This window comes from Erythrobacter sp. W302b (genome assembly GCF_046452395.1).
Classification (GTDB): domain Bacteria; phylum Pseudomonadota; class Alphaproteobacteria; order Sphingomonadales; family Sphingomonadaceae; genus Erythrobacter.
Window position 1 is genome coordinate 2,159,286 of the sequence record NZ_JBKFDH010000001.1, and the last position, 15,434, is coordinate 2,174,719.

Below are 15,434 nucleotides of genomic sequence, written 5' to 3' on the forward strand. Positions count from 1 at the left end.
CTATCGCTTGGCCCGTTGTGACACCGCTTGACAGATCGCAGCGGAAAGCGCAACCCGAGCGCCGAAAGATCGACCGCACGGGCGATGGTCTTTGCTATCGCCCGAAAGACCCGATCACGATGCAGGGGAGAGAACTACGATGTCCGCCACCACCCGAATTGCGCTCAAAACGCTCGCCATTTCCGCCAGTTCGCTGGCGCTGATGCACACCGCGCCGGCCATGGCGCAGGTTGAAGAGATCATCGTAACCGCCCAGAAGGTCGAGGAAAACGTCCAGGACGTGCCGATCGCGATCACCGCGGTTTCGGGCGACCGCCTGGTGCAGGCGGGGGTCATCAGCCTCGAGAATATCTCGACCGTCGTCCCTTCGGTGACCTTCCGCAAGGGCACCACCAGCGCCAACAGCGCGATCGTGATGCGCGGCGTCGGCACGATCAGCTTCTCCGTCGCGGCTGAACCGTCTGTGTCCACCGTTGTCGACGGCGTCGTGCTGTCGCGTTCGGGTCAGGCCTTCATGGACCTCGTCGACCTCCAGCGGCTTGAAGTGCTGCGCGGTCCGCAGGGCACGCTGTTCGGGCGCAATGCTTCGGCCGGCTTGGTCAACATCGTGTCCAAGGGCGGCACCGACACCTTTGAAGCCGAAGCCAGTGCCGATTGGTTCGAGGGCGAGGAATACCGCCTGCGCGCCGCCATTTCCGGCCCGCTGGGTGAAAACCTGAGCGCCCGTCTGACCGGCTTCTACGGCAGCTTCGATGGCAACATCACCAACATCAACGGCGGCCGCAACGACAAGGTCAATGGTTACGAGCGTTACGGCGTGCGCGGGATCATGGATTATGACGACGGCGGCAACACCGTTCGCCTGATCGCGGATTACTACAAGGCTGATGATGATTGCTGCGTCGATGTGACCGGCGCCAGCCGCGGCGCGGCGCAGGATGCGCTGCTCGGCCTGCCGAATGGCGTGGCGATTGGCGAGAACCAGCGCTTCATCAACAATGACCTCGTCACCAGCACGCAGGATCAACAATGGAGCCTGACCGGCACCGGCGATTTCGAGATCACCGACACCCACACGCTCAGCGTCGTGCTCGGCTATCGCAACTGGGAAAACACTGAGAATCGCGACGGTGACTTCCTGCCGCGCGCGATCACCACAGCCGGGCAGCTGCACGATGTCGGCACGGTGAAGACCGAACAGGTCTCTGCCGAAATCCGCCTCGCCTCGGACCAGTCGAAGCTGTTCTTCTATCAGGTTGGCGCCTTTGCTTGGCAGTCGGACAACACCCAGGACTTCACCCGCCAGGGTGTGACCTGCGCAACCTCGACCCTCGCGGCGCTGCCGGGCGGGGCGATCCCGTGCAATCTCACCGACACCGCCAACACGCTGTTCCCATTCGCCACCTCGCGCAGCGACGTGCGGTCGAAGAACTATGCGCTGTTCGGTCAGGCCACCTACCAGATCACCGATCAGCTCTCGCTGACCGGCGGGCTGCGCTACACCTGGGATGACCTTGAATTCACCCACACCCGCGCACCGGCAGTCAACCGCACCACCGGTCTGCCCGCAACCGGCCCGGGCACCAATGGCAACCCGGCAGGCGGCACGATCGCCAGCGGCGGCAACGGCACCAACACCAGCCGCGGCGCAACCACCAACGGCAACCTGTCAGGCCGCGCGGCCGTCCAGTTCAAGCCGTCGGAAGACATCATGCTCTACGGCTCGTACACCCGCGGCTACAAGGGTCCGGCCTTCAACGTGTTCTTCAACCACACCGCGCCGAACAACGCGGTGCCGATTTCCGAAGAGCTGTCGGACAGCTTTGAAATCGGGGCGAAGACGCAATTCCTCGACAACCGCGTGCAGCTCAACGTCGCGGCCTTCACGGTCGAATATGACGGGTTCCAGGCCAACAACTTCATCGTCGTCAACACCGCGACGATCTCGAACCTGACCAACGCCGGCACGGTGAAGAGCGAAGGTTTCGAGGCCGACCTCATCGTCAACCCGATCGACGGGCTGAACCTGCGCGCCAGCGCCGCCTATGCCGATGCACGGGTCAAGCGGTTCAACCCGAACCCGACCACCAACGCGCCCGACGCACGCAACGGCACCGTCCTGCCGCTGGCGCCGAAGTTCGTCTACACCATCGGCGGGGACTACACCAAGGAACTGGGCGGGGTGACGCTGTACCTCAACACCGATTACCGCCACACCAGCACACAGTTCTCGGACCTCGGCCAGTCGCCGACCACCCGGATCGATCCCTATGGCATCTGGAACGCCTCGGTCGGTTTCTCCGATCCGGACGACAAGTACCGTCTGACCTTCCACGCCCGCAACATCACCGATGAGAGCTACGTGCTGCTCAATATCGAGAACGGACGCCGCTTGCAGATCCCGCGTGATGCTGATCGCTACTTCGGCATCAGCCTGCGCGTGCGGACGTTCTGACCCGCGTGGCAACTTGACATCAACAAGGGCCGTCGGAGCGATCCGGCGGCCCTTTTTGTCTGCCCTTGCTTGCCCTGCTGTGTGCATGAACTCTAGGAACCCGTGATGGCCCAACCTTCCTCGCCCATTTCCGCGCGGCTGCGCTGGTCACTGTTCACGGTGCTGTGCATCGCGGGGGTCTTCAATGCGATGGACCGCCCGATCATCGCGATCCTGAAGCCCGACATGATGGCCGATTTCGGTTGGAGCGACAGTGACTTCGGCGATCTCGCCGCGGTCACCCAATTCTCCGCCGCCTTCGCTTTCCTGTTTACTGGCTGGCTGGTCGACCGGCTCGGCGTGAACCGTTCGATGCAGGTGGGCGCGACCGCATGGAGCCTTGCGGCGATGGCCCACGGCTGGGCGATCTCGACCGCGCAGGTGGTCGCCGCGCGCGTCGGGCTTGGCGTGACCGAGGCGGTGCAGACCCCGCTGACGATCAAGACTGTCGCCAGCCTGTTCCCCCCGGACAAGCGCAGCTTCGCCTTCGGCTTTACGACCATGCTGGCGGGCGCGGGCACGATTGCGATGCCCTTCGTCATCCCGGCGCTTGCGCTGGCCGTGGGCTGGCGCGGTGCGCTGGTGGCGGGCGGCATTGGCGGATTTCTGTCGCTGCTCGCATGGATATGGCTGGCGCGCGGCGTCGCGCAATTGCGGGAGCGCACGCTGGCGGACAGTCCCGACCCGGGCGGCGAGAGCGCCCGTTACGGCGCCATCCTCGCCAACCGCGCGACCTGGGCCATCGTCGGCGCCAAGGCGCTTTCGGACATGACCTGGTGGTTCATCAACTTCTGGCTCGCCGATTATTACCGCAAGGAATTCGGCCTCACCACGCTGGAACTGGCGGTGCCGCTGGCGATTGCCTTTGCCGGATCCGGCCTCGGCGCGCTGCTCGCGGGATGGGTGTCGACCCGGCTGCTGGAGCGGGGACACAGCCCCAACCGGGTGCGCAAGGGCGTGATGCTCGCCTCGGCCCTGCTGGTCGCGCCCCTGCCGCTGGTGCTGGAGCTCAATGCCTTCTGGCCGGTGGCCGTGATGATCGGGGTGGTGATGGCCGGGCATCAGGGCTTCTCGCTCTCGCTGTTTTCGACCATCACCGATGTCGTCCCCAACGCCAAGGTCGGGCGGGTGACGGCGTTCGGCGCGTTCATGGGCAACATGGGCGGGGTGGCAATTTCCCTGATCACCGGCCGGGTGCTCGATGCCGGCTTCGGCTTCGTGCCGCTGTTCATCTTTGCCGCCTCGTCCTATCTGATTGCGCTGGCGTGGTTCCAGTGGTTGCTGCCGGTGATCCAGCGGCCGGAGGACGAAGCGGCGGATCGGGCTGAATAGCCGCACTGGCCTGCGGTGCGGTTGCATTCAGCAGGCTTGCGAAGTAGGGTTATGACACCGTGAGACATAAGGCAGGCTGAACGGCATGAAGCGCGAAGCGCGCCCCGATTACGAGGCTTTTGCCGGCGACCTGTTCGGCGAGATCATGCTCGCCGATACGGCGGCTGCCGCGGCTGCCAAAGCCGAGAAGAAGCCGCTGTCGCGTTTCGTCCCCGGCCTGGCGATCTGTGCCATCGCCGGGGCGGCAGCGGCGTGGCTCAGCCAGAACTACGGGGTCCCGATCATTCTGGCGGGCTTGCTGCTTGGTCTGGCGCTGAATTTTGCGGCCGCAGACCCGCGCACCCATGACGGGCTCGACTGGGTGTCGCGCCATGGCCTACGCGCCGGGATCGTGCTGCTCGGGGTGCAGGTCACCGCGATGCAGGTAATGGCGATGGGCCTGGTGCCGTTCCTCGGGCTCGCGCTGGTGATGGGCGCCGCGCTGATCGCTGCTCTCGCCGCCGCCCGTCTGACCGGGCAGAGCCCATCGGTCGGCCTGCTCGGGGGCGGGGCGACCGCGATCTGCGGCGCTTCGGCGGCGCTGGCACTGTATGGCGTGATCGGGCGCGAGCGGATCGATCAGGCGCTTTTCACGCTGACGCTGGTCATCCTTGCCGCCGCCAGCGCAATCGCGCTCGTCACCTATCCGCCGTTGACCCGGATGCTCGGCTTCAGCGATGCGCAGGCCGGGTTCCTCGTCGGCGCATCGATCCATGATGTCGCGCAGGCGATTGGCGCAGGCTTCGCCGTGTCGGACGCAGCGGGCGCGCAGGCGACAGTGGTGAAGCTGACCCGCGTGGCCCTGCTCGCCCCGCTGGTGACGCTCGCCGCGCTGTGGATCGCCCGCGCCGAACCGTTGCCCGAAGGCGTGGGCCGGACGCGGGTGCCGCTGCTGCCGGGCTTTATTCTGGCGTTTCTGGCGCTGGTGGGGGTGAACTCGCTGGTCACCCTGCCCGCTGATCTCGCGGGCCACGCGCTGACCCTGTCAAAGACCTTGCTGCTGCTGGCCGTCACCGCCACCGCGATGCGAACGCGCACCGACCTGTTGCTGGGCCTCGGCTGGCGGTCGGTGATGCCGGTGCTGGCGGCGACTATTGCGTCGCTCGCAGTGGCGCTTGGCTTTGCGTGGTGGATGATCTGATGCCCGAGGTGTTCGACCTTGCCGTCATCGGCGGCGGCGTGAACGGCGCCGGGATCGCGCGCGATGCCGCCGGGCGCGGGGCCAAGGTGCTGCTGCTGGAGCGCGGCGATCTGGCGGAAGGCACCTCCTCCAATTCCACCAAGCTGATCCACGGCGGGCTGCGCTACCTCGAACATTACGAGTTCAGCCTCGTGCGCGAGGCCCTGACCGAGCGCGAGGTGCTGTGGGGCATCGCGCCGCACATCATCTGGCCGCTGCGCTTCATCCTGCCTCACCGCCCCGGCCTGCGCCCGCGCTGGCTGCTGCGGCTGGGGCTCTTCCTCTATGACCATATCGGCGGGCGCAAATATCTGCCCTCTGCCGAGGGGGTTGACCTGACCCGGCATCCGGCCGGCGCGCCGCTCAAGCCGGAATATACCCGCGCCTTTGCCTATTCCGATGGCTGGGTGGATGACGCGCGGCTGGTGGTGCTCAACGCCCGCGACGCGGCGGATCGCGGAGCCGATGTGCGCACCCGCTGCGAGGTGACAGCGCTCACCCGCGCGGGCGACCATTGGCGGATCGAGGCGGGGGGCGAGGCCTTCCACGCCCGCGCCGTCGTCAACGCCGCCGGACCGCGCGTGCTCGACCTGCTGGGCCGCGCGGGCGAACCGACCACGCAGAAGATGCGCCTTGTGCGCGGCTCGCACATCGTGGTGAAGAAGCTGTTCGACCACGATTACGCCTATTTCTTCCAGCTGCCCGACGGGCGGATCTTCTTCGCGATCCCCTATGAACAGGACTTCACCCTGATCGGCACCACCGATGTCGATCACGACGGCAGCCTCGACGAAGTGCGTGCCAGTGCGGAGGAAATCGCCTACCTGTGCGCGGGCGCTTCGGAATACTTCCGCCAGCCCGTCACCCCCGCCGATGTGGTCTGGACCTATTCCGGGGTACGCCCGCTGATCGACGATGGCTCGGGCAAGCCCGAGGCAGCGACCCGTGGCTACAGCTTCGAACTCGACGGCGGAATCGACGGGGCGGCGCCATTGCTTTCGGTGTTCGGCGGCAAGATCACCACCTATCGCGAACTCGCCGCCGAGGCCATTCGGCAGCTTGAGCCCTTCCTCCCCGTGCTGGAAGGCGAGGATTGGACGGGCAAGGCGTTTCTGCCTGGTGGCGATTTCGGGCGGTTCGATGCGTCCGCCCTCGCCCGCGATCTGGCCGCGCGTTATCCCTTTCTGGGATCGCGCGAGGCCCACCGCCTGATCCGGCTTTACGGCACCTCCGCCGCGACCATCCTCGGCGATGCGACCTCGCCTGCCGACTTGGGTGAGGCTTTCGGCCACGGGCTGACGGCCGCGGAAGTCGATTACCTCGTCGCTCACGAATGGGCCCGCACTGCCGCTGATGTGCTGTGGCGACGGACCAAGCTGGGCCTGCATTTCACGGACGCGCAAACCGCGCGGCTCGCTGCCTACATCACCGAAAGGATTACCCCCGCATGACCCGAATCGTAGCCCTTGGCGGTACGGTCAATCCCGGCTCCTCCACCGAGCAGGCGCTGCGCCTCGCCGCCGGAATCGCCGCGAGCGAAGGGGCTGAGGTGACGGTGTTCGGCGGCGAATATTGCGCCGGATTGCCGCACTATCTCGGCCCCGGCCATACGGCAGCGATGGGCGCGGAGCTGGTCGAAGCGGTGCGGCAGGCCGATGGCTTGCTGATTGCCGCGCCGGGCTATCACGGCACGATTTCGGGCGTGGTCAAGAATGCGCTCGATTACCTTGAGGACCTCGCCCGGGACGAACGCCCCTATCTCGATGGCCGCGCGGTCGGGCTGATTGCGACCGCGTTTGGCGATCAGGCGTCAATGAGCACTCTGCTCACCATGCGCGCGATCACCCATGCCTTGCGCGGCTGGCCGACCCCGATGGGCGCGACGATCCGCACCTATCGTGGGTTGTTCTCGCCCGATGGCGAGTGCCTGGATGAACGCGCGCGGGGTCAGCTGGAGCTGGTGGGCAAGCAGGTGGTGCTCGGCGCCAAGAGCTTTGCGGCCGGGAGGGATCTGGCGTGACCAGCGCGTGTCTGGACACGGCACTTGCCGCTGTTGCCGCGGGGCGGATCGTGGTGATTTCGGGTGACCGGCTGCGCGGTGGGGACATCGACCTGATGTGTGCCGCCAAGCACGTCACTCCCGAAACGATCAACTTCATGGCGACCCACGGACGCGGGTTGATCTGTCTGGCGGTTACGCCAGCGCGTGCCGAGCAGTTGGGCCTCACTCTGGTCAACCCCGGCACCGCGCGTCAGACCGGGCGGCCCTTTGCCCGCTCGATCGAAGCGGCCGAGGGCGTGTCCACCGGCATTTCCGCTGCCGACCGGGCGCATACCGTCAAGGTCGCGATGGCTGATGGCGCGACCTCCGCCGACATTCACTCGCCCGGCCATGTCTTCCCGCTGATCGCGCGGGCCGGCGGCGTGCTGGAGCGCGCGGCGGCGTGTGAGGCGGCGATCGATCTCGCGCGAATGGCCGGTGCAGGGGATGCCGCGGTGATCTGTTCGATCATGCGCGATGATGGCGAGATGGCGCGGATCGACGATATCGGCGAGCTTATCGCGGCCCATGATCTGGCCGTCGCCGACATCGGCGCATTGATCGCCCGGCTGGAATTGGCGCGGGGCTGATTTGAAGGTGGGTGCCGGCCCAACGTGCGGGGGGGGCATAGAAAGCCGGCACCCGCGCGCGTCACCAGCCGAAGCGGATCGACGCACGCAAACTGTAGCCGATATTGCCGAACTGGTTTTCCAGCCCGACTTCACCGGCGATTTTGTAACTTCCGTCCCCGCCCAGCGCGCGGGCGCGGGCGTACCAGCCGCTGTCGCGCCCTTCCGGGGTCAGCGTGAACTGCGCGCCATCGGCAAATTTCGCGCGGGTGACGCCGAGATCGCTGGTGAGCAATTCGCGCCAACCGCCTTCGGCTTCGATGCGGAACCAGCCGGTGTCGCGCGCCTGCATACCCCACATATCGACGCCGACCGTGACGCCGCCATTGATGCCGACTTCCTTGCTCGACCGGCCCTCGACCGTCAGGTCCAGCGCATCGCCGCCGCCGGTTTCCTCGTAGCCATCTTCCTTCAAACGCAGGTAATCGACCACCAGAGAGGGACGGAAGAAGAAGAACTGCCCGCCGCCTTCAATCGACACGCCGCCGCTGGCCGAAACGAAATCGCCGCTCCAGTCGCGGTTGATGGTGAGGTTGACCGCGTCGTCCCCGGTCCCGCCCGCAAACACGCGGCTGCCCGAGAAGTCCGACTTGCCCGCGCCGACGCGTGCAAAGCCGATCACCGGGCCGAACTTGCCGCGCCAGTGGATGCCGCCTTCGTAGCTGTCCCCCAGCACCGAATTGTCGAACGGGCCGGAGGTGTGCTTGCTCCACAGCCAGCTGCCCGTCACCCCAATGGCGCCGAGCTTGCTGAGGTATTCCACCCCGCCGCGGAAGCCGAGGCCGTTGAGATCGAAGGCCGCCGATTGCCCGCGGTCCTTTTCGGAATTCCAGTTGGCGAAATCGGCGATGATGCGAAACTTGCCTTCTTCATCGAAGGGCGAGTTGGGGTCCATGAAGTGCCGGTCAAAGGCGCGCAGACCGCTCGACAGGCCCTCAAAGGTGCCGCCCGCATAATCGGGCAGGGTCTGGGCGACATAGGCCTGGAACACGTCCGCCGTGCCGATCCCAAGGAACAGGTCGGCGACCTTGTCGTCCTCCGCGAGCCCGATGAAAAGCTTGTCGAAGGCTGCGCTTTCGGCGGTGTTGAGGCCAAGCTCGCCGGTCGCCTTTCGGTTGATCGCAACGTTGATGGTGTTGCCATTCACCGCCAGCGCGGCCTTGTAGAGGAACGGCACCAGCGCAGAATCCGCGGTCAGGTTGCTCGCGCCGGTCAGGCTGCCGGCGGAGATCACCGCATAGGTGCCACCGGCGGTGTTGAGATCGGAGAGGCGGATGCGGATCTTGGAGCCGCTCGCAAAGGTCGCATTGCCGGTGACGGTGATCGCGGTGTCGCTGCCCGCTCCACTGCCCAGCGTCGCGCCGATCACACCGGTCGCGCCGACATCGAGGCTGGCGATGGTGGTCGGGCCGTTCAGCGCGAGCGTCCCGCCGCTGAGACCGATGGCGACATTCTGCGCATTCACCAGCCGCCCGCCGAACCCGGCGGTGTTGGCAATCGACAAGGTGCCTGCCCCGCCACCGAAATCGACCGTGCCGCTGAAGGCCGCATCGCCGCTCATCTGGAAGCGGTTGGTGCCGCCGCCGAAGCTGACAGTGCCGCTCGCCACGCCGTCCGCCAGATCGAGCAGGTCGGACCCGCTGCCAAAGCGGATATCGCCGATGATCGAGGGGGCGGTATTGCCCGCGGCAACCACGGTCTGGCGGACAATGCTGTCACCCGTGCGGGCCGAAAGGTCGATTGCGACATTGCGGTTCGACGTCGCCAGCGCGCCGCTTGCGCTGATTGCGCCGCTGTTCTCGATCAGGCCGAGCGTGCCGGACCGGTCGACAATGGCGAAGGCTCCGCCGCCGGACACCGTGGTCGCGGTGATCGACTTGGCGTTGCGCAGCACCGGGAGCGATGCGCCCGCTCCGATCAACACCGCAGTTGCATCGCCCGTGGTGGTGCCGGAGACCGTCGCGGCAATAGTGCCCGCGTTGCTCAGGGTCGGTACGCTCGTGCCTGCGGCCAGCTCCAGAGCGGTCGCGTTGGCTCCCCGCGCGGCGGCGCCGATCTGGCCGTTGATCTGCATTCCGTTGGCGATGGTGACATTGCCGCCGCGCCCGCCGATCCGCATGCCTGTGCCGTTGACGCCGCTATAGACCCCGTCGCCCAGAATCGTGCCCGCCATGACGATGCCGAAATTGTTGGGTGTGCCCTCGGTCGCACCGATGGCGATAGTGCTCGTCCCGCCAATCTGCACCGCAGGCGCCGCGCCATAGGCGAGGATACGGGTGTTGCCTTCCTTGGCATCCTCGATCCCGTCCTTGTCCTCGTCATTATCGGTGGTGACGAGATCGGCCGGTGCGACTTCAAAGATGATGCCCTTGGCGACATTGCCTTCGATCACCAGCGCGCTGCCGCCTTGCAGAAGATCGTCCGCATCGAGCCGCGAGACGTCGGCAGGGGCCGGGACCGAGCGATAGCCGCTGACCGTGATCGCGCTCTGCACCCGCAGCGCGCCGCCAAGATTGCCGCCCAGCACCGCGCCCTGCGCATTGGCCCCGCGCACGGTGATCTCTCCCGCCAGCCGGACATTGCCTGAGACGTTGCCAACCGCCACGCCAACCGAATTGTTGCCGGTCACGGTGGTCTTGCCGTCATGGGTGAAGGTGCCGGTGATCGAACCACTGGCGCGGATGCCAGCGGAATTGTTGCCCTCGACCACAATGGTGCCGGAGTGAACGAGATTGCCGGTCAGCGCACCATCAATGCGGATCGCGGTGCGGCCGCTACCCAGCGCGAACGGCCCATCGATGTCGCCGTCATTGTCGCTGTCGGTGGGAGTATAGGTCTCGTCGATCGTGATCGTGCCGGTGTTCGTGATGGTGGCCGTGCGCGGACCGGACACCAGAATGCCGGTCGCATCATTGGCGTTGCTGATCGTGATAGTGCCCGCATTGGCGACCGCATTGTTGCTGTCGACCGTTACCGCTGTCCCGCTGGTCACCGTGACCGAGCCTGCCGTCTCGATCCGCACATCATTGGGCTGCCCGCCATTCACCGTCGAGGTCACGACCGGCGTGGTGCGCGCGGTGCTGATGACGGTCTGTGCGGCGAGCGGCGGCGCAAGGGCAGCCAGCGCCGTACCGGCAAGAAGCGTGCGGTGCAGGGCGGTCATCGGGGTATTCTCCTGGTGCGTTTCACCAAGAGACGGAGGCGCAGCCGCGCAGCCTTGGCTGCTGCGCGAAAAAAAATCAGAAGCGCGTGTCGAACCCGATGCGGATCGTGCGCGGCTGCAGCGGCGTGATCTGCTCGCGCCCGGTGGTGAACGGCGTGCCGAGCGCGAAGCGATTGCCCTCGCTCCCCGCGAGATTGGTGACGGAAAGCGTCAGCCCAGCATTCTCGCGCCCGAAGCGCAGGATCAGCCCGCTATCGAGGTAGTCGCCCTGCAACTCGCCCAGTTCCGGCCCGATCCCGAGCCGGGATTTGCCGACATAGCTGACCCAGCCATCCGCCTCGATTGCGGTACCATTGTCGAAGGCACGCCGCCAAGCCAGCCCCGCCCGGCCAGAGAAGCGCGCGATGTTCGGAATGCGGCTGAGGCGGGCGAGCGCGATCAGCACCGGCTCGTCCACGTCACTGTCATTGAGCGTCGCACCCGCTTCCGCCCGCAGGCCGGGAGCGAGGCGAACGCTGCCCGAAACGCTCGCCGCCCAGATCGTGCCATTGCCGATATTCGCGGTCGACGGCAGGCCGCCATCGTCGATGAAATCGGCCTGAATATCGCGCCAGCGGGTGTAGGAAATGCTGGCCGCAAGGTCGAACGGCCCGCGCCCGGGAAGGCCCCAGCCGCCGCCGAGCTCGATGGTGCGGGCGTAGTCGGAGCGGAACTGGCGCACGAAATCGCCAAAGACCGCCAGCCCGCCAGGACGGAACCCCTCCTGATAGCGGAGATAGGCGCGGCCATCTTCCGCGATATCGACCAGCACCGAGGCGGATGGCAGATAGGCGGTCTCGCGCCGCTCGGCCGTGACCGCACGGCCCGCGAGCGCGACTTGCAGGGCGACATTCTCGCCCTCGCCGCCGATTTCGACATTGGTGACGCGCAGGCCCGCCGCCAGCGTCACGGCCGGAAACAGGCGATAGCTCGCCTCACCATAGCCAGTGATCTCGAACACGGTGTTTTCGACGCCGGTGGCCGCCGCCGCAGGTTCCCCCGCCGGGCCAAGCGCGCGGGTCAGCGTGTTGCGGTTGTCGATGACACTGGTGCCGAGCACCCAGCCGAAATGATCGCCGACCGGCTGCCAGATCCGGGTCTCGTTCGCGATCATGCGGGTTTCGTTGCGCTGGCGGAACAGGCGCGGCGGGCCGCCGGGCTCGGTCGCGTCGTAACGCTCGGTCAGGTCCTGCGCCCCGATCCCGGTGGAAGATTTGATCCGCACCTCGCCGATCTGTCCCGTGATGACCAGCTGACCTTGCCCATATTGCGCAGCGGAGCCTTCAGTGACCCGCGCCGAACTGACCAGCCGTTCGCCGCTGCGGTCGGCATATTGGCTGTCCTCCGCCTCCGTATCCTGGCCCAGCACGATCACATCCGCGCTCCAGCCCGGGGCGAGGTCGACCCGCAGCGCCGCGCGGCCCGAGAGGATCGCGGTGCGGTTGACATTGCGGCCGCCGATTTCGGGCTTGTCGATATAGCCGCCGAGTGACGCGAGATCGATATTGGCGCGCAAGGTCGCGGTCTCGCCCACCAGCGGCAAGTTCATGGTTGCGTGAAGATCGCCGCCGGGTTCGCCATTGGCAATCGCGCTGGCCCCGCCCGAGACGACGAGGCTGGTCTCCCCCGCTTCCGGCGCGCGTGGCACCAGCCGGATGATCCCGCCCAGCGAGCCTGCGCCATAGAGGGTACCCTGCGGCCCTTCGAGAATCTCGACCCGCTCCATATCGGACAGGCGCAGATCAGGGTCGGGCGCGTTGTAGCTGAGGCGCAGGTCGCCGAAATACTGGCCGACGGTGGCCTGCGTCGGCCCGGTAAAGCTCGAATCCGCGATCCCGCGAATGAACAGCTTGTTGCGCCCGCTGCCGAGATAGGTCGAACTGACCGTGGCCGCGCGCTGCATGATCTTCTCGGTGCCGCCCACCCCGCCGCGTTCGAGCACTGCGCCGTCGAGCAGGGTCACCTGCCCGGCGATTTCAGCGAAGGTCAAATCGCGCTTGCTGGCGGTGACAATGATCGGCGCGCCTTCGGTCTCCGGCGGCAGCGCAGTCGTGGCAGCAGGGGCCGCGACGCGCAGCGGACGTGGGCGCGGCATCATGGAAGCGCGGCGGGGCGGCGCGGCAACCAGCCGCCATGCCTTCGGCCCGACCTTGACCGCCTGCATCCCGCTTGCCCGGGCAAGCGTCCTCACCGCGCTTTCGGCATCCATCCGGCCCCTGATCCCGGCCACCCGCTGCCGCCCCAATCCAGGGTCAGCGATGACGATGCTGGCATCGGTCGCCCGTGCAATCGCAATCGCCGCCTCCGACACCGTGCCCGCCGGAATCGCCAGCTGGCGCGGCTGCGCCGCCAGAGGCGCGGGCGCGGCAAGCGCAGCAACGATCACAAGAGGGGCGAAGGCTCTCACAGGATCACTCGGCCGCGATCACCCAGCCCTTGCCGCGCGGCGTGACCCGCACTCCGAGCAGCGCTTCAAGTGCGCGGGGATCGGCCCGCACCTGATCCAGCGCGATGCTACCGGCAAGGCGAATGTCACTGGGGGCTGCGGTGAAGGCAATGCCCGTGGCACGGGTCAATTCAGCGGCGATTTCGGCGAGGCTCGCCGCCTCGAAGCTGATCCGGCCGCGGGTCCATTCGCCAACCGCCTGCGGATCGATGCGCCCGACCCAATACCGCTCGCCCGTCCGCACCGCCCGCTCGCCCGCATCCACCCTGAGCGCTTGCGCCTCAGGATTCACGATCACCGCGCCCTCGGCCACGGCGAGATCGAGCGCTTGGCCCGCGAGTCGGACATCGAACACGGTGCCAGCATCAACCAATCGGTCGGCGCCCGCCGTCAGCACGAAAGGTTCGGCGGCATCGTGGCGGATGGTGAACAGCGCCTGCCCGTCGTCCAGCCGGGCCGCGCGATCACCCAGCACCGCCAAGCGGCTTCCACCGCCCAGTTCCACCGTGCTGCCATCGTCGAGCGCGATCAGCCGCGTCTCGCCCGGGGCAGTGGCGTAGAGCGTCTCGCCCCGCGAGCCGAACCCGAACATGAAGCTGAAAGTGAGCACGAGCGACGCGGCAATCGCCCCGCCCAACCACGCGCGGCGCGTGGTCAGCCAGCCGCCCGGCAGGTTATCATTGGCGGCGGGGGGGACATGAGGCTCAGGCACGGTGTCCAGCAGCGCATCCGCCTCATCGAGCGCGAATTGCACCGCATCATAGGCAGCCGCATGCTCAGCGTCCGCCTCAAGCCAGGCGGTAAAGCCGTCCCAATCGGCAAAGTCGGGCTCGCGCGTCAACATCGCCCATGCGAGGGCCTGTTCGCGGATCGGCTGGTCAGGTCTCATCACATGGTTTCTCCTGCCAACAAGACGGAGCCGATCGCTTCATGCCTCATCGATCACCTCCCGCACAGCCACGATTCTGCCGTAGGCACGGCGCAAATCGCTCTCGACCGTGCTCAGGCTGACCCCGAATTCATCGGCGAGCTGGCGCTGGGTGACGCCTTCGATCCGGTGACGGCGGAAGATCGCGGCGGCCCGGTCCCCCACCTCGGTCAAGGCCTGCTCGATCAGCGCGACATGCTGGCGCGCGGCGATGATGCGGGTCGCATCGGGCGCTGGCGCGATATTGTCGGTGAGGCCGGGCTGGGCTTCGGACCACGCCCGGTCACGCAAGGTGCCCTGACGCTCCGCGCGGTAGCGGTCGATCATCAGGCGGTCAGCCGCGCGCATCATGTAGCCGATCCCGCTGGCGGCCTCCGGGTCGGGCGCGGCTGCCAGCCTGAGCCACAGCTCCTGCACCAGATCCTCGGCCGCATCCCCCGCGCCGCGCGCGCGCAGAAAGCGCAGCAAGCGTGTCCGGTTGGCGAGATAGGCCTGCTCGATCTGGGCGGTGGGGGCCATCGGGAGTCCGGACACGATAAGGGCGAAAAGTGGTCGAAGCATGTCCGCCCCGCGCCTGAACCCAGGGCGAGCGCGGCTCTCTTAGGCACAAATCTCCCGCCCGAACAGGCCATGCAGACGCACGGCCCTGTCGCAGCTGCCCTCCACCGCAGCTTTGGGGCGGTTCGCGGACGCGGGCGCAGGTGGGTGATTTATGTGAGTGCCGCCAGTCCGCCCGAGCCGCAGCATCGTGACTGCCTACTAACGGAGGACATTCCCATGGCAGATACCATCAATACCGGCGAAACCCGCGAACTGATCGCTTCGAACAAGGTCGAAGGCACGGCTGTCTACAATATGGGCGGCGAACGGCTCGGCACCGTGCACAACTTCATGGTCGACAAGCGGTCGGGCAAGGCCGAATATGCCGTGATGCAATTCGGCGGGTTCCTCGGCATCGGCGCCGATTACTATCCGATCCCGTGGAAGATGCTGAACTACAGCACGGATCACAGCGGCTATGTGGTCGATCTCGACAAGGATCGGCTTCAGGATGCACCCCGCTATGCCGACAATGACGAACCGGATTACAATGCCGGTTACGGCCAGCAGGTCTATTCCTACTACGGTGTGACCTACTAAGCC

Annotated in this window: 11 protein-coding genes; 7 read left to right on the plus strand and 4 right to left on the minus strand. The window is 66.7% G+C overall.

Features of this window, described 5'->3' with window-relative positions; genetic code table 11:
• Positions 1-139 precede the first annotated feature (139 nt).
• The 6 genes from ACLBKT_RS10285 (at position 140) to ribB (ending at position 7,676) form a co-directional block, all read left to right on the plus strand.
• On the plus strand, positions 140-2,455 hold the full coding sequence (locus ACLBKT_RS10285; protein ID WP_410182823.1) for a TonB-dependent receptor: 2,316 nt from the start codon (positions 140-142) through the stop codon (positions 2,453-2,455).
• Between the two features lie 105 nt (positions 2,456-2,560).
• Positions 2,561-3,826, plus strand: coding sequence for an MFS transporter (locus ACLBKT_RS10290; RefSeq protein WP_410182824.1), 1,266 nt, complete (start codon positions 2,561-2,563; stop codon positions 3,824-3,826).
• Positions 3,827-3,911: 85 nt separating this feature from the next.
• A complete protein-coding gene (locus ACLBKT_RS10295; RefSeq protein WP_410182825.1) occupies positions 3,912-5,006 on the plus strand; it encodes a YeiH family protein in 1,095 nt (364 codons plus the stop codon).
• On the plus strand, positions 5,006-6,496 hold the full coding sequence (locus tag ACLBKT_RS10300) for a glycerol-3-phosphate dehydrogenase (protein ID WP_410183677.1): 1,491 nt from the start codon (positions 5,006-5,008) through the stop codon (positions 6,494-6,496). Before ACLBKT_RS10295 ends, ACLBKT_RS10300 begins: the two co-directional genes overlap by 1 nt.
• Complete coding sequence (locus tag ACLBKT_RS10305) at positions 6,493-7,065, plus strand: NADPH-dependent FMN reductase (protein ID WP_410182826.1); 573 nt, start codon at positions 6,493-6,495, stop codon at positions 7,063-7,065. The genes ACLBKT_RS10300 and ACLBKT_RS10305 overlap by 4 nt, the downstream gene beginning before the upstream one ends.
• Positions 7,062-7,676 carry a 3,4-dihydroxy-2-butanone-4-phosphate synthase gene (ribB, locus tag ACLBKT_RS10310; protein WP_410182827.1) on the plus strand — a complete coding sequence of 205 codons (615 nt, stop codon included), beginning with the start codon at positions 7,062-7,064 and terminating at the stop codon, positions 7,674-7,676. The genes ACLBKT_RS10305 and ribB overlap by 4 nt, the downstream gene beginning before the upstream one ends.
• Before the next feature lie 61 nt (positions 7,677-7,737).
• On the opposite strand, the gene ACLBKT_RS10315 is transcribed toward ribB, so the two are convergent.
• The 4 genes from ACLBKT_RS10315 to ACLBKT_RS10330 all read right to left on the minus strand — a co-directional run bounded on the left by ACLBKT_RS10315 (position 7,738) and on the right by ACLBKT_RS10330 (position 14,810).
• On the minus strand, positions 7,738-10,878 hold the full coding sequence (locus ACLBKT_RS10315) for an autotransporter domain-containing protein (protein ID WP_410182828.1): 3,141 nt from the start codon (positions 10,876-10,878) through the stop codon (positions 7,738-7,740).
• Positions 10,879-10,954: 76 nt separating this feature from the next.
• Positions 10,955-13,324: a TonB-dependent receptor gene (locus ACLBKT_RS10320; RefSeq protein WP_410182829.1), complete on the minus strand. Its 2,370-nt coding sequence runs from the start codon at positions 13,322-13,324 to the stop codon at positions 10,955-10,957.
• A gap of 4 nt (positions 13,325-13,328) precedes the next feature.
• Entirely contained in the window at positions 13,329-14,252 is a 924-nt protein-coding gene (locus ACLBKT_RS10325) for a FecR family protein (RefSeq protein WP_410183678.1), read from the minus strand.
• A 39-nt stretch (positions 14,253-14,291) separates the two neighbouring features.
• The gene (locus ACLBKT_RS10330) at positions 14,292-14,810 is read right to left on the minus strand and encodes a sigma-70 family RNA polymerase sigma factor (protein WP_410182830.1); all 519 of its coding nucleotides are present in this window, start codon (positions 14,808-14,810) and stop codon (positions 14,292-14,294) included.
• A 258-nt stretch (positions 14,811-15,068) separates the two neighbouring features.
• Between ACLBKT_RS10330 and ACLBKT_RS10335 the strand changes: the two genes are divergently transcribed.
• Positions 15,069-15,431 carry a PRC-barrel domain-containing protein gene (locus tag ACLBKT_RS10335; protein ID WP_410182831.1) on the plus strand — a complete coding sequence of 121 codons (363 nt, stop codon included), beginning with the start codon at positions 15,069-15,071 and terminating at the stop codon, positions 15,429-15,431.
• Positions 15,432-15,434: the final 3 nt, after the last annotated feature.

Coding starts and splice junctions, on each gene's coding strand:
- ACLBKT_RS10285 (WP_410182823.1), top strand. CDS start 140: ATGTCCGCCACCACCCGAATTGCGCTCAAAACGCTCGCCATTTCCGCC.
- ACLBKT_RS10290 (WP_410182824.1), top strand. CDS start 2,561: ATGGCCCAACCTTCCTCGCCCATTTCCGCGCGGCTGCGCTGGTCACTG.
- ACLBKT_RS10295 (WP_410182825.1), top strand. CDS start 3,912: ATGAAGCGCGAAGCGCGCCCCGATTACGAGGCTTTTGCCGGCGACCTG.
- ACLBKT_RS10300 (WP_410183677.1), top strand. CDS start 5,006: ATGCCCGAGGTGTTCGACCTTGCCGTCATCGGCGGCGGCGTGAACGGC.
- ACLBKT_RS10305 (WP_410182826.1), top strand. CDS start 6,493: ATGACCCGAATCGTAGCCCTTGGCGGTACGGTCAATCCCGGCTCCTCC.
- ACLBKT_RS10315 (WP_410182828.1), bottom strand. CDS start 10,878: ATGACCGCCCTGCACCGCACGCTTCTTGCCGGTACGGCGCTGGCTGCC.
- ACLBKT_RS10325 (WP_410183678.1), bottom strand. CDS start 14,252: ATGAGACCTGACCAGCCGATCCGCGAACAGGCCCTCGCATGGGCGATG.
- ACLBKT_RS10330 (WP_410182830.1), bottom strand. CDS start 14,810: ATGGCCCCCACCGCCCAGATCGAGCAGGCCTATCTCGCCAACCGGACA.
- ACLBKT_RS10335 (WP_410182831.1), top strand. CDS start 15,069: ATGGCAGATACCATCAATACCGGCGAAACCCGCGAACTGATCGCTTCG.